Genomic DNA, 21,799 nt, shown 5'->3' on the forward strand with positions numbered 1-21,799 from the left:
GAAGGCTTATTATTGGGAGGTCAAGCAATGGACTGGAAAACAGCGGCAGAACGATGGATAAATCATGAAAATTTAGACGGGGCATTATTAGAACAACTGAAAAGCCTGCAGGGGGATGAAAAGCTTCTCGAAGAGGCATTTTATAAAGGGCTGGAATTTGGCACAGGCGGAATGCGCGGCGAGATAGGGCCTGGAACGAACCGCATGAATTTATATACAGTCCGAAAAGCATCGGCTGGCCTTGCAGCATACATAGAAGAAAAAGGCTTGGAAGCGAAAAACAGGGGAGTCGCAATTGCCTATGACTCCCGTCATATGTCTCCGGAGTTCGCCATGGAAGCAGCAAAAACACTGGCGACAAGAGGGATACAGACATATGTTTTTGAGGAATTGCGGCCTACACCTGAATTGTCATTCGCGGTGCGATATTTGCATGCCTGTGCTGGCATTGTGATTACAGCGAGCCATAATCCGCCTGAATATAACGGATATAAGGTATATGGCTCTGACGGTGCACAGCTTCCGCCGGCAGATGCTGATGTTGTGATCAGCAAAGTCAATGAAATTGACAATGAACTGATGATTGATGTAATGGAAGAGTCAGTATTGAAGGAAAAAGGGCTAATCACGATGATTGGCAAAACAGTTGATCGTGCCTATCAGGAACAGCTGCTAACAATATCCGAAAATCCTTCGATTGCCAATGAAATTGATTTAAATATCGTCTTTACACCCCTTCATGGAACAGCCAACAAGCCTATAAGAGAGGGTTTATCGGCATTAGGATATGAAAATGTTCACGTGGTAAGGGAACAGGAACTTCCAGATCCTGAATTTTCAACGGTGAAAAGTCCAAATCCCGAAGAAACATCAGCGTTTGAACTGGCAATGAGGGAAGGCAAACAAAATGATGCCGATCTACTGATAGCAACTGATCCGGATGCAGACCGCCTTGGCATTGCTGTGAAAAACAAGGATGGTGAATATATTCTTCTGACAGGGAACCAGACAGGCGCCTTGCTTCTTCACTATATTCTGTCTCAGAAAAAAGAAAAGAACACACTTCCTGCCAATGGCATCATGCTAAAAACCATTGTTACATCGGAATTCGGGCGAAGGGTTGCCTCTTCTTATGGGATTAAAACCAAAGATGTGCTGACTGGGTTTAAATTTATTGCAGAGAAAATCAAAGAATATGAGGAATTGGGGGAATATCAATTCCTTTTCGGATATGAAGAAAGTTATGGCTATCTGATTGGAGACTTTGCAAGAGATAAGGATGCAGTCCAGGCAGCCTTGCTTGCAACTGAAATGGCAGCTTTTTATAAAAAGAAAGGAATGTCCCTTTATGATGCACTCCTCCACCTTTTTGAAGAATATGGATTTTTCCTTGAAGGCTTGCGTTCACTTACGTTAAAAGGAATTGAGGGAGCAGAGAAAATCCAGCAGACACTTGCTTCTTTCCGTAGCGCCCCTCTTGCAGAATTAGAAGGCATGAAGGTTCAGGCTGCTGAAGATTATTTAACAGGAATCCGGTCGGAAACAGGCGGTGCCGAAAGGAATATTGATTTGCCGAAATCAAATGTGATTAAATATTTCTTCGAAGATGGAACGTGGATATGCGTAAGGCCATCAGGAACAGAGCCGAAGATAAAATTTTATTTTGGCATTAGCGCTTCTTCTCTGGAAGAAAGCAAGAAAAAGCTTGAATTTGTCGAGAAGGCTTTTATGAAGATTGTAGAAGAAAGAATGAGTAATCCTTCCGGATCAAAGTAATTAACCAACACCAAGAATTTTAGGGAAAGGGAAGATATGATGTTGAAAGGGCAAGTAGCAATTGTTACAGGTGCGTCAAGAGGGATTGGGAAAGAAATTGCTTTCAGGCTGGCTGGGCAGGGAATGAAGCTTACTGTAATTGGCAGCTCGGGAGAAATCCATAGATCTGCGGAGGACCTTAAAGGGAAGGGATTTGCAGATGTGCTTCCGATTCAGGCAGATATTTCAAATGAGGCAGAAGTAAAAACAGCCGTTGAGAAAACACTTGATAAGTACAGTCAAATAGATCTGCTGGTCAACAATGCAGGAGTAGGATTTTTCAAGCAAGTGGATGAAACCACACTGGAAGAATGGAAGAAAGTATTTGAAGTAAATGTACAAGGAGTATTCCTGGGCAGCAAATCTGTTCTCTCTCATATGAAAGAACGGAAATCAGGGACAATTATCACCATTTCTTCAGATGTAGCCCGATATACAATTCCAAATGGTTCTGCCTATACAGCAACAAAATATGCTGTTCAAGGCTTTTCTGGTTCTTTGGCGCAAGAGGTAAGAGAATACGGTATCCGGGTCGGAACCATTAATCCCGGCATGGTCGATACGTATTTTGCAGCATCCCAGCAAGGGCTTGAAGAGAAAAAGGATTGGCTAAAAGTCGAAGATATAGCAAACGCTGTAGTTTATATGGCTTCTGCACCAAAGCATATGATGATTGATGAAATTGTCCTTCATCCTTTTGTCCAAAACTATCCAATTGCTTAAACCATGCACCGAAGAGGCGTCCTCTTCGGTGTTTTCATTTGGCAATAATATAACTAATGAAAATACATCTTTTGTTGTAGTCAGCATCCTTCTATTTGCCAAGGAAGAGAATAGGAAAGAGATATATAATATAGTCATATTGATCATTTAAAAGGGGGATAAGGGTGTCAGGGGAAAAAAAGCGGTCTGAAATCAGCATTTTAAAAGAAATTGCAGAGATTTTAAATGAAGGAACAGAAATTGAATCCCTTCTGAAGGAGGTTTTGCAGAAATTACTTCATATAACCGATCTTGAAACAGGCTGGATATTTCTTATAGATCACCAAGGTGAATTCCATTTGGCTGCAGAAGAAAAATTGCCCCCGGCTCTTTCCCGGGAAAATTTTAAACCAATGTGCAAAGGGGATTGCTGGTGCATCGACAGATATAATGACGGCAGATTAACCAACGCTTCCAATATCATAGAGTGTAAACGAATAGAGGATGCAATTGCCGAACAAAGAAAGGATACAAATGGGCTTACCCATCATGCCTCAGTTCCGCTTAGAGCGGGGACTGAAAAGTTTGGAATTCTTAACATTGGCTCTCCTGATAAAACTCATTTTACACCTGAAGAGCTGGCTTTGCTGGAATCTGTTGCTTTTCAAATTGGCACAGCTTTAAAAAGAATAAAACTAACGCAGCTTGAACAGGAATCAGCCCTTGCAGCCGAGAGGAACAGGCTGGCAAGAGATCTGCATGATTCAGTTAACCAGCTTTTATTTTCCTTAAGCTTAACGGCGAGAGGAGGAGCTGAGATGACTGATGAACCTGAAATAAAAGAGACTTTCTCATACATGCAGGACCTTGCTCAGGAAGCCTTAAGCGAGATGAGAGCACTCATTTGGCAGCTGAAGCCAAGAGGCCTTGAAAATGGGATTATCAGTGCGATGCACAGCTATAGCCAAATGCTGGGCCTCAAGCTGGAGTCGAAAGTAATTGGTGTTATTTCACTTCCAGGCAAAGTAGAAGAAACACTTTGGAGAATTGGCCAGGAGGCGCTGGCCAACTGCAAAAAACACTCGGGTCAATCAACAGCAGAATTAACGCTCACAGTGGAAGATGAAAGGGTAATCATGGTCATTTCCGATTACGGGAGGGGCTTTCATTTTTGCGAAAATACAGACATACCATCACTTGGTCTAAAGAGCATGAGAAACCGCACAGAAGCATTAAATGGCATTTTCAAGCTAACGACCGAACCGAATAAGGGAACAAACATTGAATTGATCATTCCAATTAAAGAAGGAGGGAAATAAATGGCCATCCGGGTTTTAATAGCAGACGATCATCATGTCGTCAGGAGAGGTCTTGTGTTTTTTCTAAGAACACAGCCTGAGATAGAAATAATCGGTGAAGCAACAAACGGTCTTGAAGCTGTAGAAATGATAGGGAAAAGTCAGCCTGATGTAATATTGATGGACTTGGATATGCCTGTTATGAACGGAATTGAAGCAACTCGCAAAATCAAGGAAACCCATCCAGAAGTGAAAATAATGATTTTGACAAGTTTTTCCGATCAAGACCATGTCATTCCTGCCATTGAGGCAGGTGCCTCTGGCTATCAGCTCAAAGACATTGAACCTGATGTTCTTGTGAAGGCAATCAGGCAGCTTATGAGGGGAGAGAACCAGCTGCATCCAAAAGCAACGTCTCATTTGCTTACACATTTAACGAATAAAAACAGTTCGCAGAGAAAGCCGCTGGAAGAGCTGACCAAAAGGGAAATGGATGTTTTGCGGGAAATTGCAAGTGGAAAGAGCAATAAAGAGATCGCATCCGCCCTTTATATAACAGAAAAAACAGTTAAAACACATGTCTCCAATCTTCTGTCCAAATTAGAGCTATCAGACCGAACACAGGCTGCTCTGTATGCGGTAAGGAATGGGCTTTTGGAAGGAAAGTAACAAATAAGACTCAACCGAAAGTCGTATAAACTATTTACTGAAATAGATCTAAATCTTTATAGAAAAAACTCATTCTTACCGACGATGTTAAAGCTTTCCTCGATCTGTATACTAATAGTAGATAGGAAATAAAAGGAGAGTTAATCATGAAGCTGACAATTATAAATGGAAGTCCCAGACAAAAGGGCAGAACGGGAATAGCCTCAAGGTATATTGCAAGAAAGTATCATGCAGAGTTGATTGATTTGAGTCTTGGGGAAATTCCATTATACAATGGAACTGAGGAACAATATCTGATTCCTGCCGTTAAAAAACTTCGCGAGCTGGCTGCAGGCTCGGATGGAATGATTTTAGCATCCCCTGAATATCACAGTGCTATGAGCGGGGCATTGAAAAATGCGCTTGATTTTCTTGGAAGCGAGCAATTTGCACACAAGCCAGTAGGTCTGCTCGCAGTAGCAGGCGGAGGAAAAGGCGGGATAAATGCCCTTAATAACATGAGGATTGCCGGCAGAAGCGTATATGCGAATATTATTCCAAAGCAGCTTGTTCTCGATCCGCATTGTTTCGATTATGAAAACGATGGGCTGTTAGAAGATCCTGCCAAACTTGTTGATGCTTTAATACAGGAACTTCATTTATATATGAAAGCATATGCTCATAGTAAGCAGGAAATAAAATAATTTGAAAAAACACGGATCTGCATGATCCGTGTTTTCTTATTGGTGGAATCCAATTATATTAGGTTATTTCATAAAATGAAATATCTGGCAGCTGGGGTTCCGATAATTCATTAGCATGGTCAATGTATCTGAGTAAAGAATATAAATGTTTCTCAATGACCGAATAATCTTTTTCAAAGTTGTAGGCATGAAGAAAATGTTCAATTTTCTTGGATAGAAATTGATCTTCGGTCCTGACCATCAGAATGAGCAAGTTATCCCATTCTGACCGGTGCGTATAGTAAAGCGCACGATCATAATCCACTTTATTCATTTGTCCTTGCCTCCTCTTTCAGGAGTTGACTTTAGTTTGTGATGAACACGATATTTATTTCAAAGTAAATCTTGGTCTTGTTGATTTAAAAGGACTTTCATCTTTTACCTGTATAGAAAATCTGATCAATTTAAGAAGAAAATCCATACATAAAAATGAAAACAGAACCAAAAATAGATAATGACAAAACTTAATGGAGGATAATATGAAAAAGTTCTTATCAATTTTTATGTTTCTCTGTTTATTAGCTGGCGGCAATTCTTTGGCAGGGGCAGTCCAAAAGCCTGACTATGAAAAATATGGGCGAATTGCCATATCTGTCGTAAAGGAAGATTATCCGGGGGAAGAAGTAGTGGAATACCAGTATGGAGGCAGGCAGAAAGTGTCTGAAACAGATGTAATGGATTCATTCACTTTCACAGTAAAAGAAAATGGCAAACCGGTAACTGTCCTGGTAAAAGTAACCCATAGTTTGCAGGATAATAAACTAGTCAGCTTAATTGAGGAAAGAAAATGATAACAAATATTTAATCAGTAAGTTGAAGAATTTACCCGCCAGAGTATGATGGCGGGTTTTGATGCTCTAACAATAAACAAGTTGATTGTATAAAAATTATCTCAAAATCATCATTCTCCCATTTTGGTCATAGATTATGTTAAGGACTAAAAGGGGGGAGTGGCAATGCGAGAAGAGGTTAATCAATCACTGGAATATGCCATTCAGGAAATTACTGAGATTGCAAACGGTTTTGGATTGGATTATTACCCGATGAGATATGAAATTTGTCCCGCAGAAATTATTTATACGTTTGGTGCATATGGAATGCCAACAAGGTTTTCGCATTGGAGCTTTGGCAAGCAATTTCATAAAATGAAACTTCATTATGACTTGGGTTTATCTAAAATCTATGAATTGGTTATCAATTCGAATCCATGCTACGCATTTTTGCTTGATTCCAATTCGCTCATCCAAAACAAATTAATTGTTGCTCATGTTTTAGCACATTGCGATTTCTTTAAGAATAATGTCCGCTTTCAAAATACCAAGCGAGATATGGTAGAAAGCATGGCTGCAACCGCTGAGAGAATCAGGCAATATGAAATTAAATTTGGGAAAAAAGAGGTTGAAATGTTCCTTGATGCAGTACTCGCGATCGAAGAGCATATTGATCCTTCCCTAATGAGGCCGAAGCTTGCCTGGAGTACGGAAGATGAATATGAAAGCAGCGGAAATCAGGCAGCTCCAAGTCCTTACGATGATTTATGGGGTCTTGATGAAAGAAATAAGAAGGATGAACCTAAGAAAAAGAAAAAGAAATTCCCGCCAAAGCCTGAAAAGGATTTACTCTTATTCATAGAAAGCTACAGCAGGGAACTTACTGATTGGCAGAGAGATATCTTAACAATGATGCGAGAAGAAATGCTCTATTTTTGGCCGCAGCTTGAAACGAAAATTATGAACGAAGGCTGGGCATCGTATTGGCATCAGCGGATTTTAAGGGAAATGGATTTGACTTCTGCGGAAGCACTAGAGTTCGCCAAGCTGAATGCTGGGGTTGTTCAGCCGTCAAGAACTGGCATAAATCCATATTATCTTGGACTGAAAATTTTCGAGGATATTGAGGAAAGATACAATAACCCCACAGAAGAAATGAAACGGCGCGGAGTAGAACCTGGCTCAGGAAGAGAAAAAATGTTTGAAGTCAGGGAGATTGAATCAGATATTTCATTTTTGAGGAATTACCTTACAAAAGATCTTGTTATGAGAGAAGATATGTACCTTTTCCAAAAACAGGGGAAAGATTATAAAATCGTAGATAAGCAATGGGAGCATGTTCGGGATCAGCTTGTCAGTATGCGTGTTAACGGCGGCTTTCCATATTTGACCGTTAATGATGGTGATTACATGAAAAATGGAGAATTGTGCTTAAAGCATTGGTTTGAAGGTGTTGAACTTGACCTCAAATACCTTGAAAAAGTTCTTCCATATGTTCAGCAGCTATGGGGGCGCAGTGTCCATATGGAAACCATTGTGGAAGGGAAAAACATGCTGTTCACTTATGATGGTAAGAGTATTCATAGAAAATATTTATAATGAGCATTGTCAAATCACACTTGATGCGGCCCGTTTTTTGGGCAGTGTGAAGTCAAGTGATAAATTTTCGGAGGCGCGGGAACCTCTGCATTGCATACACAGTTAAAGAAGGGGTATAGAGCATTTGCAATATTAATGAATTTAACCAGAAAAAACTGTTCAAGCGGACTTGAACAGTTTTTTAGTCATACAACTAAAGCCTGAAATGAATGCTCCTCAGCAGCAGCTAGGTCTAAATAAACAGCATAACTCAGGGGAAAGCAGGTGATTAATTTCCTCTTGATTGATCCGATAGTAGCTCCATGTTCCCTTTGTTTCTTTTAAAATTAATCCTGCATCTAATAAAATTTTTAAATGGTAGCTCAGTTTGGACTGTGGCATTTCGATAAGACCGCTTAAATCACAAACACAGCTGGAGTCCTGCTTGCATAGCAGGTTTAATATATGAAGGCGTTTCCGGTCAGCAAGAGCCTTAAATTTAGCTTCATACTTAGAAAAAGTTTCATCTAAAGAAGTATCTTTTAAAGGAATCATATTATCCATGTTGAATCCTCCTTCATCAAATTCCTTTGATAAAATGTATTATACTTCCATTAGCGGCAAAATGCAACTTTATAAATCAATTTATATTGATTTATTCCGGAGATAGATTTACAGAAGCACTAAAAAAATGTTACTTTACAAAGGGTTGTAGGTAAGAGACAGCTAGCCGGCAATTAATCTTGGCTTTAAGAAGGAAAGTGCAAAGAGCTCCGGCAATCCTCAAAGGTTCAAATGATCATTCAATGAGCCTAGCCTGGCAATATAATAGTGATAGGTAAATATATCTTGTAAAAAGGAAAGAAAGGCACCCAGTTTTGGGTGTTTTTCTTTATAAAAAAATTTGATTTAATTGTTGACATAATACCTTAAGGGGTATAGAATATGGGATGTAAGTTATTATTAACGCAGAGGAGATTATAATGCTGTATATTTTACTAACTTTGCTTTTACTTATAATCCCGTTGTTCAAAAGATATTACCCAGTGAAAAATATACCATGCTATAGCCTGGACCAATGCAGTCCCAACGAAGGAACAATCCTGCTTAATGTAAGGGACTATAATGATTCCTGCCATTGTGAAATTCCCAGCGCGATCAAACTTCCGATTCCCTATATCAATAGGCACATTAAAGAAATACCACATAGCCAGATTCACCTGGTTGCTTCCAGTCCATTGGAGAAAAATGTAGGAATTAGGATGCTTCGCAAAAAAGGCTTTAAAGTAGTGGGGTTTTCCATGCCTGAATGCCAATGCACCAAATAAAAATGGGGTGAAGAAAATGCTATATGATGCAAAAACTAAAAATCGAATTAAAAGAGCCGAGGGGCAGTTAAGAGGCATATTAAAAATGATGGACGAAGAAAAAGACTGCAAATCTGTTATTACTCAATTAACTGCTTCCCGTTCAGCGATTGATAAAGCAATTGCGGTTATTGTCAGCTCTAACCTAGAACAATGCATCCTTGAGAACGCGGAGAATGGAAATGAGCATTCCAGCATGATTGAAGAGGCTGTCAACTTACTTGTTAAAAGCAGATAAAAGGTAGTTGACATCTCTTTTCATTTAAATTAATATATACCCTATTAGGTATTTAGAAAACTAACAGCAAAAATTGGAGGCAAGGTAAATGACTATTGTAAACAGCATAATTATTGCACTGCTTATTATCTTTCTGGTTCAAAAACTGATCCCTGTGAAGGGCATTAATCAAATGACTGCGGCTCAGCTAAAAAATAATCTAAGAGATAAAAACAAGCAGTATATTGATGTGAGAACACCAGCTGAATTTAACGGCTTCCATGTTCCTGGATTTGTGAACGTACCGCTTCATCAGCTTCATCAGAAGATGGGTCAGCTATCAAAAGATAAAGAGATAGTTGTCATTTGCCAAAGCGGAATGAGAAGCAGCAAAGCTGCAAAAATGCTTAAAAAGTCTGGATTTAAAAACATTACAAATATCAGGGGCGGAGTAAGCGCCTGGAGATAATGGGGAGGATTTAAGATGAAAACAATGACTGTTAAAGAAGTAGAACAAAAGCTGGCTGCTGGAGAACAATTAAACATGATTGATGTACGGGAAGTCGATGAAGTAAAAGAAGGAAAGATTCCTTCAGCTATTCATATTCCACTTGGTTTAATTGAATTCCGAATGCATGAATTGGATAAAAAAAAAGAGTATGTGATGGTTTGCCGATCAGGCAACCGCAGCGGATTAGCCGCACGTTTTCTTGAAAGTCAAGGTTTTAATGTCATCAATATGCTTGGAGGCATGATGAATTGGGAAGGCCCTATTGATAAATAAATAAGCTTCTGTCACAAGGGACTGTAATGTAATATTTTTTAATCAAAATATACCTAATGAGTGAAATCCGGCCAAACCGCTGCGCACTTCATCACACACATTAATTTAGAAACTAAAGAGGAGAATGTTTTCTCCTCTTTATCGAAAATTTAAATGACAAACCATGTTGACAGATGCTCTAATATAAGATAGTATATACCCTGTAAGGTATTAATGCTCCATATGGTATTTACACTATTTACACATTAAAAATAAAATAAACAAGGATTTTTATTGATTAAATATATACCTATTAGGGTAAAGGGAGGACGAGAACAAATGGAAAAGAAAAAAACAACGATTGTTCTTTTCAGCGGTGATTATGACAAAGTTATGGCAGCTTACATTATTGCAAATGGTGCAGCTGCTTACGATCATGAGGTAACGATTTTTCACACATTCTGGGGATTGAATGCTCTTAGAAAAGATGAACCGATTCAAGTGAACAAATCATTTCTGGAAAAAATGTTTGGAAAAATGATGCCAAGAGGTCCTGAAAAAATGGGTCTGTCAAAAATGAACATGGCCGGTATGGGTCCTAAGATGATTAAAGACATCATGAAAAAGCATAACACAATGCCTGTTAAAGATCTGATTGAAATGGCGAAGGAACAGGATGTAAAGCTTGTAGCCTGCCAAATGACTGTTGATTTGCTTGGTTTCAAACAAGATGAAATTATTGATGGTGTTGATTTTGCCGGAGTAGCTGCTTACCTGGCGGATGCAGAAGATGGTAATGTCAACTTATTCATATGATTAAAATTTCGAAATACACGATAGGAGGACTATTAATGGAATCATTAAAAACAAACTTTACTGTAGATGCAAAGGGCCTAGCTTGCCCAATGCCGATTGTCAGAACAAAAAAAGCGATCAATGAATTAAACCCTGGTGAAGTACTTGAGGTTCTTGCAACAGATAAAGGTTCAAAGGCTGATATCCAGGCATGGGCAAAAAGCTCAGGTCATCAATACCTTGGAACAATCGAAGAGGGGGATGTGCTAAAGCACTATATCCGCAAAGCTAGTGCAAATGAAGAGCGAGAAGCTGTAAAATTTGAGACTGTTGCTTCAAATGAAGAGCTTAAAAAAGAGCTTGAATCCAATTCAGATGTTGTCGTTCTTGATGTAAGAGAACCTGCTGAATTTGCATTCGGCCATATTCCAAACGCTGTATCAATTCCTTTCGGCGAACTGGAAGAGCGCATCGGCGAATTGAATAAGGATAAGAAAATCTATGTGGTGTGCCGTACAGGAAGCCGTAGTGATATGGCGTCACAGACATTAGCTGAAAAAGGCTTCACAAACGTAACGAATGTTGTACCTGGAATGTCTGAGTGGAACGGGCCAACTGAAACAAAAGTGAATTAAAAAAATTTTTGAATAAAATAATACAGTAGGAGGTATAAAAATGGCAAATGCAATGACTGCTAAAGAAGTAACGAAAAAGGTTTTCAATAACGAAGAACTCTTCGTCCTTGATGTCCGAAATGAAAGTGACTTTAATGATTGGAAAATCGAAGGTAAAGACTTCGAATATTTAAATGTTCCATATTTTGATCTTCTTGATGGGGTTGAACCTATTCTTGATAAGATCCCAGCGGATAAAGAGCTTTTAGTGGTGTGTGCAAAAGAAGGATCTTCCGTAATGGTTGCCGATATGCTTGAAGAAGCAGGACGTGAAGCTTCATATCTGCAAGGCGGAATGAAAACATGGAGTGAACACCTTGAGCCAGTTAAAGTAGGCGACTTGAAGGATGGCGGAGAAATGTATCAATTCGTCCGCATCGGCAAAGGCTGCCTATCTTACATGATTATTTCAAACGGTGAAGCTGCAATCGTTGATGCAACTAGAATGACTGAAGTATTTACTGATTTTGCAGCTGATAAGAATGCAGATATCAAGCATGTCTTTGATACACACCTGCATGCAGATCATATCTCTGGCGGACGAAAAATCGCTGAAAAAACAGGAGCTTCTTATTGGCTTCCTCCAAAGGATGCTGAGGAAGTAACATTTGAATATAAACGACTGGAAGATGGAAATGAAGTATTGATTGGATCTACCAAGATCAGCATTCAAGCTGTATATTCACCAGGCCATACAATTGGTTCAACATCTTTCGTAGTAGATGATCAATACCTTCTTTCAGGTGATATTCTTTTCATCGATTCAATCGGTCGACCTGATCTTGCCGGGAAAGCGGGTGACTGGGCTGGAGATTTGAGAGAAACGCTTTACAAGCGCTATAAAGAGCTATCAAGCGAATTAGTTGTTTTGCCTGCACACTTCATGATCATTGATGAGTTAAATGAAGATGGCAGCGTATCAGAAAAGCTTGGTACATTATTCGCTGAAAATCACGGATTAAACATCGAAGACGAAGTCGGGTTTAGAAAATTAGTTTCTGAAAACCTTCCCCCTCAGCCAAATTCTTATCAGGAAATCCGTGAAACAAATATGGGGAAAATCAGTCCGGATGAAGAAAAACAGCGTGAAATGGAAATCGGACCAAATCGCTGCGCAGTCAGATGATTTTTGGGATGAAATATACTGCAACTAAAATACTATGATTAAAATTGGAGGAATTCAAACATGAACGTAACTAAAGTACTAGATGCTAAAGGTTTAGCTTGCCCAATGCCAATTGTAAAAACAAAGAAAGCAATTGCAGAAATCGAATCTGGCCAAGTGCTTGAAATTCATACAACAGACAAAGGCGCTGTAAAAGATTTGACTGCTTGGACAGAGTCAACTGGACATGAGCTTTTGAAACACGAAGATGACAACGGCGTTTTAAAGTTCTGGGTTAAAAAAGGCTAAAATATTGAAATGATGAAAGGGAGTTTTTTACTCCCTTTTGTCGATTAAAGGAGGGGACAGCCACATGGATTTTACCTTTTTGATCGTCATATTTTTAATCGGTTTTATCGGTTCATATATATCCGGTATGGTAGGAATCGGCGGCTCAATTATTAAATATCCTATGCTCTTATACATTCCGCCATTATTTGGTATAGCTGCTTTTTCTGCTCATGAAGTTTCCGGAATCAGTGCAGTACAAGTGTTTTTCGCTACAATCGGCGGTGTCTGGGCTTATCGAAAAGGCGGATACTTAAATAAGACATTAATAATTTACATGGGTTCAGCTATATTAATTGGCAGTTTAATCGGAAGCTACGGTTCACGTTTTATGACTGAAGGCGGCATTAACCTTGTATATGGAGTATTGGCCTTCATCGCAGCCATCATGATGTTCGTGCCAAAAAAGGGTTTAGACGACATCCCCTTGGATCAAGTAAAGTTTAATAAATGGCTCGCAGCATTCTTTGCTCTGATTGTTGGATTAGGTGCTGGTATAGTTGGTGCGGCAGGTGCATTCCTACTAGTGCCAATTATGCTGGTTGTATTAAAAATTCCTACTAGGATGACGATTGCAACATCTCTTGCAATTACCTTTATTTCCTCAATTGGTTCGACAGTTGGTAAAGTGGCAACTGGACAGGTCGACTATGTTCCTGCTGCCATTATGATTATTGCCAGCTTACTTGCTTCTCCCTTAGGGGCACAGGCAGGCAAGAAAGTAAATACAAAGATTCTGCAGGTCATTTTGGCTGTGCTTATCTTAGCTACAACAATTAAGATCTGGATGGATATTCTGTAAAAGTACGGGGGCTTTGGCTCCCTTTTTGTTTATCTCCAGAATATCTGGAAAATATAAATTTATACTTTATTTAGGGGAGAGCAGTTTTTATGACAGAAACCAAAGAGTCGAAATATATACAGCAGCACTTGGCAAACGAACGCACATTTTTGGCGTGGGTCCGAACCTCGATCGCAGTGATTGGAATTGGTGTCCTTGCTTCAACCATGCACTTTAATACTGCAGAAAGAGTAAATGGTTTCGCAGATAGAATGGCTATCGCATTAAGTCTGTTATCGCTTGTCACAGGCTTAACGATCCTTATCTATTCAACGATGAATTATTTTAGAATAAGAAAAAGAATTAATACACAAACCTATACGTCATCACGGTCATTAATCTTTTTTGTCACCAGCATTGTTGTGATGATCTTTGCTTTTTTGCTGACGTATTTGTTTTTTATTTTGGTTTAAATCTTCAGATTAAGAAGAAAATAGATCTCGCATGAGGAAAAACACCCTTTGCAAAAAAGCATCCTTTCAGTGGATGGCTTTCTTTTTAAATCTTCCGCCTCTAACCTCTGCAATATCAGCAACTGCCAGAAATGCATTAGGGTCAATTTCTTCGACAATGGCTTTCAGCTTTGCTTCTTCGAGCCTGGTAATGACGCAGAATATTACTTTTTTGTCGTCGCCGGTATAAGCGCCTTCGCCATTTAAGTAGGTAACGCCTCTTCCAAGACGTGCAAGAATGGCTTCGCCGATTGCCTCATGTACATCACTGATAATCCAGGCAGATTTCGATTCGTCCAATCCGCGAATGACGACATCAATTGTTTTAAAGGCAATGAAATAAGCCAGAATGGAATACATAGCACGATTCCAGCCGAAAACAAAGCCTGCAGTTCCAAAAATGAAGAGATTGAAGAACATGATAATTTCTCCTACAGAGAAAGGGAGTTTCTTGTTTACAAGAATGGCTAAAATTTCGGTACCATCCAATGATCCTCCGTACCGTATGACCATGCCTACACCAACTCCAAGGACAATTCCGCCAAATACTGTAGCTAGCAGCAAGTCTTCTGTAAAGACGGGGACGTCGTGCAGAAGGAGCGTTGTAGCGGATAAAACAGCGATGCCAAGAAGGGTCGAGAGTGCGAAAGTTTTTCCAATTTGTTTGTATCCAATATAGAAGAAGGGAATGTTTAAGACGAAGATATACCAGCCGAGTTTCCAGCTGGACAAATGGGAAAGGATAATGGAGATGCCAACAATTCCGCCATCCAGAATCTTATTGGGAACTAAAAATTCCTCTATGCCGACTCCCATTAGAATGGCACCCAATATGATAAAAAAGATTCTTTTAGCTAGCTTTCCTTTCGTTAACCCCCTATGTATATTTTGTTCTGCTGCTGATTCTAACGGTACATTCATAAATGACCCCCAATTAGTTATTTAAGAAAACTTATCTGTTGATCTTTCCTACTCAATTTCCGATGGCAGACAGAAGCTCCTCATGCCATTTGTGTCTGCCGGTACGTATGACATACTCCGCTTGCAGGATACTGAATAATCCATTTATAAGCCCGGCTGTGAAGAAAATGGCTTTCTATGTTTCATCGACTTCCTGCCTCAATCAAAGGTTGTAAAAAAAAACCATTAACAAGCGATAAAAAGTCAAACGCATATGGTCGTCTTTAGGCTTATCTTGTTTTTATATATTAATATGACAGCTTGTGCCAAAATAGGCCATATAGCCATATATATCAATTTCAAAAGTTCTGTAAAATCATTATAGCATTTTATGGATTAATTTGGTTAAGATAGCCTTTGTTCTATTTTAATGCAAAAAAGATGAATACCCTTTAAACGTGAAAAATATGAAGTTGCTTATTTTATGAAAAGAATGGTTAATAACCAATATCAAAAATAGGAAAAGGTGTCTCAGGAATTATTGGCACCTTTTCTTTCGTGCCAAAAATAATAGTTAAATCAAAATATTTTGATGTTGTTCTTATAATCCCTTAAGTTCCGAAATGCAACTGATAATTCAGCTAAAAATGATTACAGATGCTTCCCCGGGGGAAAAGAACTAGTATGAAAACGCAAAAGCGACAAGGAGGACGGTAAAACAATGAATAAGGCGATCAAATTTGGGAAGAAGCTCGGAAAGGAATTTAAAAATGACCGGGCAACAGGGCTTGCTGCTGAACAAGCTTACTACTATATGCTTTCCATTTTTCCATTACTAATCCTGCTCATTTCCATTGTTCCTTACCTATCTTTGGATCCCCAAAAAGCATTATCCTATTTACAGACTGTAATGCCGGCAGATTCATTTAATGTTATAGAAGGCAATGTAGTGAATATTATTACCAAACCCAATGGAGGACTGCTGACTTTTGGGATCATCGGTACATTATGGTCAGCATCGAATGGGATGCAGGCATTTATAAGGGCCATGAATGATGCATTTGATGTAAAGGAAACAAGGACGTTTATTAAGTCAAGGCTCATATCAATTGGATTGACTTTAGGTTTGATTGTAGCGGTGATCATAGCGATGGTTCTGCCTGTATTCGGTAAAGTGATTATGAATTTTATAGGAAATTTCATTCATATTTCGAGTGGTATGCAAGTCCTTATTACTGTTTTAAGATGGGTCATTGCGTTTGCCATCATGGTATCTGTTTTGGCAATTCTTTACAAAGTTGCCCCGAATAAGCACTATCCTTTTAAACAGGTTGTCCCTGGTGCACTGGCTGCAACAGTTATGTGGCTGCTTATATCACTTGGATTATCCTTTTATGTAAGCAATTTCGGAAATTATTCAGCAACATATGGAAGTTTAGGCGGAGTAATTGTTATGATGCTATGGTTCTTTTTGACAGGGCTGGCCCTTGTAGTTGGCGGTGAAATAAGTGCTATTTACCATAGGCATAAATCGAAGGGGGCCGGCTATTTGAAAAATGATAAAGATAAAGATAAAGATAAAAATGATAAAGGGAAGTCAGATGCAGAAGCATATCAAACACTTTCTATGAAATAAAACAAGAGGGGGATTCCCCTCTTGTTTTATTTGATCTGGTGGATAAACGGTATATTAATATTCCCCCACTTCTTAATTTTTTTTGGTGTGTCTTTAAAAGCTGAAATTGTCAAGTTGACTGTTTGTTTTTTATACTCAATATCTTTTTTGATCTCCTGCTGTGTTGTCTTCAGTTCGTCCATTCCGGATTTAAGCTGATCTGCCTTCAGCTGCATGACAGTACTTACGGCTGTCAGCCTTTCAATGGCAGGCTTGGCATCCTTATATACTTTAATTGCGTAGATGCCAAGGAATATCAAAGAAGCTGCAAAAAGTGCAAGGCTTACATAAATGATAATCAAAGTGATCCACCTCCTCAAGCTGTCTTTTTTAGTGTTTACCCAATAATCGAAAAAATTAACTTCAGATATTTTTTCATATAACGTTATGATTATGGGGAATTCTCTGAATAAATTAAAGAATTGACTTGTTTACCGGCATAAACCTAGCGCTGTCTGTTTTACAGGAAGTTTGTTTTGTTTTAATTTCTTGTCATTAGTCTAACTATAAAGGAAAGCATAAAAAAACATTGAACGATAAAGGAATGTAATACATAATATATATGAGCATATATTCATATAAAGGGGTGTTAAGGTATGGGTCACGGCCAATCACAAGATCATCATCATACAGGCAATAAAAAAGCGTTAATGTGGGCATTTTTCCTGATAGCTTCTTTCATGATTGTGGAAGTTATCGGTGGCATTCTAACCAACAGTTTGGCGCTTCTCTCGGATGCAGGACATATGCTTAGTGATGCAGCTGCACTCGGATTAAGCTTTTTAGCCATCAAAATGGGAGAAAAGAAGGCGACAAATTCAAAGACATTTGGATATAAAAGATTTGAAATTATTGCCGCATCAATAAATGGAATGACACTTCTCCTGATTTCATTGTATATTTTCTATGAAGCATATCATCGCATCCTTGAGCCACCTGCCGTTCAAAGTATGGGAATGCTTATTATTTCCTCTATCGGCCTGCTTGTGAATATTGCTGCAGCATTTATCTTAATGAAGGGAGATAAGGACCACAACCTAAATGTTAGAAGTGCATTTTTGCATGTTCTCGGGGACTTGCTTGGTTCAATTGGAGCCATTTCAGCCGCTGTGCTGATCTACTTCTTCGGCTGGGGCATCGCGGATCCGCTTGCCAGTATCATTGTAGCAATCCTGATTTTAATAAGCGGCTTGAGAGTTGTTAAAGAATCTTTCCATATTCTAATGGAGGGGACTCCTTCGCATTTAAATACGAATGAAATAAAACAGAAGCTTCTTGGCATTTCCAGCGTAAAGGATGTCCATGACCTTCATGTCTGGACAATTACTTCCGGTTTTCCATCCTTAAGCTGCCATCTTGTTATTGAGCATGAAAGCAGTCATGATACCATCCTTCATGAAGCCCAATCGGTACTGCATGATGAATATGGCATTGAGCATAGTACCATACAGGTGGAAGGGGAAAGAGAAGGCTGCCCTGGACATCGTGAAAACTGCAATTAATGAGACGGTATAATGGAAAGTTTATTCAGGAATGCTGGCTATGCTCAATAGCCTGTTTCAATAAACTAATGACATGGTCATCGTCATGGCTGTAAAAAAGAGTTGTTCCTTCTCGGCGGAACTTTACCAATCGAAGGTTTTTCAAAAAACGAAGCTGGTGTGATACTGTTGACTGCAGCAATGAAAGCTTATCAGCAATTTCATTAACCGCATACTCCCCTTGGAATAATAAATGCAAAATTCTTAGTCTGGTGGGATCTGATAAAGCTTTGAACGTCTGTGAGACCATGAACAAAGTTTCTTTATCCAAGTCGGATGGGGGCTGAAGCGGTTTTTCATTCTTCATAGCAAACACCTCCATTTCAATTATAATCCTGGTTAATATAAAACGAAACCGCAGAGTAGGTTGACTCTGCGGTTTTTTTCCACAAAATAAGAAAGTATAAAATTTTGTACATCGATCACTGTCTAGCTCCATAAGGAACACTTCGACAGCCTAATTATCGCACGTCTAGCTTTTAGAAGGAACGCCTACCTGTCTTGTGCTTATCGGGGAGGAGGGCAAGGTGCATACGCCTTTCTTATTAATTTTCCTTCTTAATATCCTTTTGGATTTCATTTACAATTTTTTTCATTTCATTATGGATCTGCTCTTTATTCAATTTAAGTTCTTTTTTTATTTCATGAAAAGATTTACCTTGTTCTTTCATTTTCATCACATCTGCTAAATCTTTATTCGCCGCTTTAGCCATGGCTGCACATGAAACAAGGGAACGCAATGAGATCCCTTTCTCAAGGTAGCCCTGCAATTCTTGAGTGTTATTGTCAGAATATTTTGAGACATTTTGAAGAACTGCATCCTTGTTTTTCTCAAGGAACTTATCCATGTGATGATGATGCTTCTTCATTTTTTCTAAATCTACTCCATAATGCTGGGCTGTTTTCTCCCAGGAGGAATCATTCTTTTTGTAATAATCTAATACTTCTTCTATCTTTTGTTTGGAGAATTTTGCTATATGGGCAGCTATGAAAATTTCCTTCTTAGAAAATCCTTTCTCCTGCAAGCTATTTAGCAGGGAATCATCAATGATTCGGTGATGGTGTTCCTGCTTTTGTACATGATTAGGTGTATGGTCTTTTGGTGCGGTTTCTGCGTTTGCTGATAAAGCAGAACTTACTAATAGTAAGCAAAAAACAAATACTGCTGAAATTCTTTTTTTCATTGGTGAAAACACTCCTTTTCAATTGCATTGATTCTTATATAGTATGTCCTGAAATACAGGAAAAACAAGAATAAATTGGCTGTTTTCAAAAGAAAATCCTTATAAGGAAGAGCTGCTCGTTGAAATAGTGCGTTATGTTGGATTACATTTAAGAAAAGAATTTGTTCCGGGATGGTGTACGAAATGAAAATTCTTGTTGTGGAAGATAATGAAAGTGTTTGCTCAATGCTTGAGATGTTTTTTATGAAAGAGGGGTATCATGGAGTCTTTGTCCAAGATGGACAGGAGGGATTTGAGCGTTTTAATAAAGAAAAATGGGATCTCATCATTTTGGACTGGATGCTTCCCGTTATGGATGGTGTGACTCTTTGCAGGAAAATCAGGGAATTAAGCAAGGTTCCAATTATCATGCTTACGGCGAAGGATAGTGAATCTGATCAGGTTTTGGGGCTAGAAATGGGTGCTGATGACTACGTGACAAAACCATTTAGTCCGTTAACGTTAATGGCAAGAATCAAAGCAGTGACTCGACGGTTTCAGGCTGAAACAGAAACGGCTGGAGACACCCAATTTGTCTCCAGTGATTACTTCAAAATCAGCAAGGAATCCAGAGAGGCCTATTTTGATGGCCATCTTGTGGGCAATCTGACGCCTAAGGAATTTGACTTGCTATACTATCTCGTAAAGCATCCGAAACAGGTTTTTACTCGTGAACAGCTGCTTGACAGTGTTTGGGGCTACCAGTTTTACGGGGATGAACGGACGGTTGATGTACATATAAAACGGCTTCGAAAAAAAATAGGAACGGCTGAGCAGCCTTTTATCCATACGGTTTGGGGAGTAGGCTATAAATTTGATGAAACGGCTGCGGAAAATGAAAATTAAATATTTTTATCAGCTGCTGATCAGCCATGTCAGCATTTTGATATTGGCGTTCTTGCTGTTAAGCCTGCTTTTCTCCCAGTTTGTTGAAAGTTATATTTTTGAAAATAAAGTGGGCGAACTGAATTCTTACGGTGAACAGATTTTAACAGATTTAACGGTTCGGATTGAAGGAAACGAGGAATTTTTAACAGAATACAGCCAACTGCTGGAAGCAAGGAATATTAAATATATTCTCTTTGACAACAAAGGCAGGGTTTTATATCCAGAGTTAAAGTCAGATCTAATGATCCAGCTGACAAGTGATGAATGGGCTGCTATCTCAAAGGGCAACAGAATATCCGTTAAACATGATATAAAACGTTTTGATCAGGAGGTAACATTGGTCGCCCTTCCATATATGCAGGGAGGAAGGCTTGTTGGCGGAGTGCTTCTGTTATCGCCCATAACAGGAGCAATGGAAATGGTCAGCCAGCTTAACCGGTTTTTATTATATACCATTGTTATTTCACTTTCAGCGACTATATTATTAAGTCTCGTTCTATCCAAAAATTTGATTAAAAGAATTACAGATCTGCGGAATGCGGCATCAATGATTTCCTCAGGAAATTACGATGTAAATGTCCCATATACATACGTGGATGAAATTGGTGAATTGGCTCAAGATTTCAATGAAATGGCTGCTAAACTAAAGAAGTCAGATGAAGAAATCAAACGGCTGGAGAATAGAAGAAGAAAATTTATAGCAGACGTGTCGCATGAATTAAGAACCCCGCTGACAACGATCAGCGGGCTGGCAGAAGGAATTAAGAATGGTTTAATTCCCGATGAAGAAAAGTCAAAAGGAATGGTGCTGATTGATAGGGAAGCTAAAAGGCTGATTCGTCTTGTAAATGAAAACCTTGATTATGAAAAAATCAGGTCCAATCAGCTTCAGCTAAACAAATTGGATATTCATTTATTGGAAGCCTTTGAGATTGTAAAGGAGCAGCTTGAAATTCAGGCAGAGGAAAAGGGGAATGTCATTTATATTGAGGCTGAAGACGACATAACTGTTCATGCAGACTATGATCGGCTCATCCAGATTCTCGTTAACATCGTTAAGAACAGTATACAATTTACCGAGAAAGGAGCCATTTTTTTAAGGGGGAAAGAGAGCCTATCCGAAACTATTATGGAAATTGAAGATACAGGCGTTGGAATTGATCCGAGAGAAATCGAATCCATCTGGCTGCGGTTCTACAAAGCTGATTTGTCCAGGACTAATCATTCCTTTGGTGAATTCGGCATTGGACTTTCCATTGTAAAGCAGCTGGTCCAGCTCCATAACGGAGCAATTGCAGTCAGCAGCGAAAAAGGAACAGGCACCAAATTTATAATTAGAATTCCAAAAGAAATCTAGGGGTCTTGGTGCTTATTGAATGTGGCAGAATCAATGCTATAGCATCTTCTTGCCTGCGAAGAGAAAAAAGATGCATATATGATAAATCTAAGTTTAGCA

General features: G+C 39.0%; 27 protein-coding genes. 21 read left to right on the forward strand and 6 right to left on the reverse strand.

Features of this window, described 5'->3' with window-relative positions; genetic code table 11:
- Positions 1 to 27: 27 nt before the first annotated feature.
- From NCCP133_RS04475 to NCCP133_RS04495, 5 genes are all read left to right on the forward strand, one after another.
- Positions 28 to 1,776, forward strand: coding sequence for a phospho-sugar mutase (locus NCCP133_RS04475; protein ID WP_264803741.1), 1,749 nt, complete (start codon positions 28 to 30; stop codon positions 1,774 to 1,776).
- Between the two features lie 39 nt (positions 1,777 to 1,815).
- Entirely contained in the window at positions 1,816 to 2,538 is a 723-nt protein-coding gene (locus tag NCCP133_RS04480) for an SDR family oxidoreductase (protein WP_264803974.1), read from the forward strand.
- 164 nt (positions 2,539 to 2,702) lie between these two features.
- Positions 2,703 to 3,836 (forward strand): GAF domain-containing sensor histidine kinase, encoded by a 1,134-nt coding sequence (locus NCCP133_RS04485; protein WP_264803742.1) that lies wholly within the window; start codon positions 2,703 to 2,705, stop codon positions 3,834 to 3,836.
- The gene (locus NCCP133_RS04490; RefSeq protein WP_264803743.1) at positions 3,837 to 4,484 is read left to right on the forward strand and encodes a response regulator; all 648 of its coding nucleotides are present in this window, start codon (positions 3,837 to 3,839) and stop codon (positions 4,482 to 4,484) included.
- Positions 4,485 to 4,630: 146 nt separating this feature from the next.
- Positions 4,631 to 5,167 (forward strand): NADPH-dependent FMN reductase, encoded by a 537-nt coding sequence (locus tag NCCP133_RS04495; RefSeq protein WP_264803744.1) that lies wholly within the window; start codon positions 4,631 to 4,633, stop codon positions 5,165 to 5,167.
- A gap of 58 nt (positions 5,168 to 5,225) precedes the next feature.
- On the opposite strand, the gene NCCP133_RS04500 is transcribed toward NCCP133_RS04495, so the two are convergent.
- The gene (locus NCCP133_RS04500; protein WP_264803745.1) at positions 5,226 to 5,480 is read right to left on the reverse strand and encodes a YhdB family protein; all 255 of its coding nucleotides are present in this window, start codon (positions 5,478 to 5,480) and stop codon (positions 5,226 to 5,228) included.
- 205 nt (positions 5,481 to 5,685) lie between these two features.
- On the opposite strand from NCCP133_RS04500, the gene NCCP133_RS04505 reads away from it, so the two are divergent.
- Both NCCP133_RS04505 and NCCP133_RS04510 read left to right on the forward strand, forming a co-directional pair.
- Positions 5,686 to 5,997 (forward strand): YqzG/YhdC family protein, encoded by a 312-nt coding sequence (locus tag NCCP133_RS04505; protein ID WP_264803746.1) that lies wholly within the window; start codon positions 5,686 to 5,688, stop codon positions 5,995 to 5,997.
- Positions 5,998 to 6,162: 165 nt separating this feature from the next.
- Complete coding sequence (locus NCCP133_RS04510) at positions 6,163 to 7,575, forward strand: SpoVR family protein (protein ID WP_264803747.1); 1,413 nt, start codon at positions 6,163 to 6,165, stop codon at positions 7,573 to 7,575.
- A 216-nt stretch (positions 7,576 to 7,791) separates the two neighbouring features.
- Here NCCP133_RS04510 and NCCP133_RS04515 read toward each other — a convergent pair whose 3' ends face one another.
- The gene (locus NCCP133_RS04515; RefSeq protein ID WP_264803748.1) at positions 7,792 to 8,118 is read right to left on the reverse strand and encodes an ArsR/SmtB family transcription factor; all 327 of its coding nucleotides are present in this window, start codon (positions 8,116 to 8,118) and stop codon (positions 7,792 to 7,794) included.
- 482 nt (positions 8,119 to 8,600) lie between these two features.
- Here NCCP133_RS04515 and NCCP133_RS04520 point away from each other — a divergent pair, with 482 nt between their 5' ends.
- From NCCP133_RS04520 to NCCP133_RS04565, 10 genes are all read left to right on the forward strand, one after another.
- Complete coding sequence (locus tag NCCP133_RS04520) at positions 8,601 to 8,882, forward strand: hypothetical protein (RefSeq protein ID WP_264803749.1); 282 nt, start codon at positions 8,601 to 8,603, stop codon at positions 8,880 to 8,882.
- Between the two features lie 16 nt (positions 8,883 to 8,898).
- Positions 8,899 to 9,159, forward strand: coding sequence for a metal-sensitive transcriptional regulator (locus tag NCCP133_RS04525; RefSeq protein WP_264803750.1), 261 nt, complete (start codon positions 8,899 to 8,901; stop codon positions 9,157 to 9,159).
- An 88-nt stretch (positions 9,160 to 9,247) separates the two neighbouring features.
- Entirely contained in the window at positions 9,248 to 9,607 is a 360-nt protein-coding gene (locus NCCP133_RS04530; RefSeq protein ID WP_264803751.1) for a rhodanese-like domain-containing protein, read from the forward strand.
- Positions 9,608 to 9,622: 15 nt separating this feature from the next.
- Positions 9,623 to 9,922, forward strand: coding sequence for a rhodanese-like domain-containing protein (locus NCCP133_RS04535; protein WP_264803752.1), 300 nt, complete (start codon positions 9,623 to 9,625; stop codon positions 9,920 to 9,922).
- Between the two features lie 318 nt (positions 9,923 to 10,240).
- Positions 10,241 to 10,717, forward strand: coding sequence for a DsrE/DsrF/DrsH-like family protein (locus NCCP133_RS04540; protein WP_264803753.1), 477 nt, complete (start codon positions 10,241 to 10,243; stop codon positions 10,715 to 10,717).
- Between the two features lie 35 nt (positions 10,718 to 10,752).
- Positions 10,753 to 11,331 (forward strand): sulfurtransferase TusA family protein, encoded by a 579-nt coding sequence (locus NCCP133_RS04545; protein WP_264803754.1) that lies wholly within the window; start codon positions 10,753 to 10,755, stop codon positions 11,329 to 11,331.
- 40 nt (positions 11,332 to 11,371) lie between these two features.
- The gene (locus NCCP133_RS04550; protein WP_264803755.1) at positions 11,372 to 12,496 is read left to right on the forward strand and encodes an MBL fold metallo-hydrolase; all 1,125 of its coding nucleotides are present in this window, start codon (positions 11,372 to 11,374) and stop codon (positions 12,494 to 12,496) included.
- A gap of 60 nt (positions 12,497 to 12,556) precedes the next feature.
- On the forward strand, positions 12,557 to 12,784 hold the full coding sequence (locus tag NCCP133_RS04555) for a sulfurtransferase TusA family protein (RefSeq protein WP_264803756.1): 228 nt from the start codon (positions 12,557 to 12,559) through the stop codon (positions 12,782 to 12,784).
- Between the two features lie 64 nt (positions 12,785 to 12,848).
- Complete coding sequence (locus NCCP133_RS04560; protein WP_264803757.1) at positions 12,849 to 13,625, forward strand: sulfite exporter TauE/SafE family protein; 777 nt, start codon at positions 12,849 to 12,851, stop codon at positions 13,623 to 13,625.
- Positions 13,626 to 13,714: 89 nt separating this feature from the next.
- Positions 13,715 to 14,077: a YidH family protein gene (locus NCCP133_RS04565; RefSeq protein ID WP_264803758.1), complete on the forward strand. Its 363-nt coding sequence runs from the start codon at positions 13,715 to 13,717 to the stop codon at positions 14,075 to 14,077.
- Between the two features lie 66 nt (positions 14,078 to 14,143).
- On the opposite strand, the gene NCCP133_RS04570 is transcribed toward NCCP133_RS04565, so the two are convergent.
- Positions 14,144 to 15,037, reverse strand: a complete 894-nt coding sequence (locus tag NCCP133_RS04570) for a YitT family protein (protein ID WP_264803759.1) — start codon at positions 15,035 to 15,037, stop codon at positions 14,144 to 14,146.
- Between the two features lie 700 nt (positions 15,038 to 15,737).
- On the opposite strand from NCCP133_RS04570, the gene NCCP133_RS04575 reads away from it, so the two are divergent.
- A complete protein-coding gene (locus NCCP133_RS04575) occupies positions 15,738 to 16,652 on the forward strand; it encodes a YihY/virulence factor BrkB family protein (protein ID WP_264803760.1) in 915 nt (304 codons plus the stop codon).
- Between the two features lie 26 nt (positions 16,653 to 16,678).
- Here NCCP133_RS04575 and NCCP133_RS04580 read toward each other — a convergent pair whose 3' ends face one another.
- Positions 16,679 to 16,993: a DUF948 domain-containing protein gene (locus tag NCCP133_RS04580; protein ID WP_264803761.1), complete on the reverse strand. Its 315-nt coding sequence runs from the start codon at positions 16,991 to 16,993 to the stop codon at positions 16,679 to 16,681.
- Positions 16,994 to 17,287: 294 nt separating this feature from the next.
- Between NCCP133_RS04580 and NCCP133_RS04585 the strand changes: the two genes are divergently transcribed.
- Positions 17,288 to 18,193: a cation diffusion facilitator family transporter gene (locus tag NCCP133_RS04585; RefSeq protein ID WP_264803762.1), complete on the forward strand. Its 906-nt coding sequence runs from the start codon at positions 17,288 to 17,290 to the stop codon at positions 18,191 to 18,193.
- Positions 18,194 to 18,218: 25 nt separating this feature from the next.
- On the opposite strand, the gene NCCP133_RS04590 is transcribed toward NCCP133_RS04585, so the two are convergent.
- Together NCCP133_RS04590 and NCCP133_RS04595 are read right to left on the reverse strand one after the other, a co-directional pair.
- Complete coding sequence (locus tag NCCP133_RS04590) at positions 18,219 to 18,539, reverse strand: ArsR/SmtB family transcription factor (RefSeq protein WP_264803763.1); 321 nt, start codon at positions 18,537 to 18,539, stop codon at positions 18,219 to 18,221.
- 238 nt (positions 18,540 to 18,777) lie between these two features.
- Entirely contained in the window at positions 18,778 to 19,416 is a 639-nt protein-coding gene (locus NCCP133_RS04595) for a hypothetical protein (RefSeq protein ID WP_264803764.1), read from the reverse strand.
- 183 nt (positions 19,417 to 19,599) lie between these two features.
- Between NCCP133_RS04595 and NCCP133_RS04600 the strand changes: the two genes are divergently transcribed.
- Together NCCP133_RS04600 and NCCP133_RS04605 are read left to right on the forward strand one after the other, a co-directional pair.
- Entirely contained in the window at positions 19,600 to 20,301 is a 702-nt protein-coding gene (locus NCCP133_RS04600) for a response regulator transcription factor (RefSeq protein ID WP_264803765.1), read from the forward strand.
- The gene (locus NCCP133_RS04605) at positions 20,291 to 21,700 is read left to right on the forward strand and encodes a sensor histidine kinase (RefSeq protein WP_264803975.1); all 1,410 of its coding nucleotides are present in this window, start codon (positions 20,291 to 20,293) and stop codon (positions 21,698 to 21,700) included. Before NCCP133_RS04600 ends, NCCP133_RS04605 begins: the two co-directional genes overlap by 11 nt.
- Positions 21,701 to 21,799: the final 99 nt, after the last annotated feature.

This window comes from Cytobacillus sp. NCCP-133 (assembly GCF_026011715.1).
Taxonomy (GTDB): Bacteria; Bacillota; Bacilli; order Bacillales; family Cytobacillaceae; genus Cytobacillus.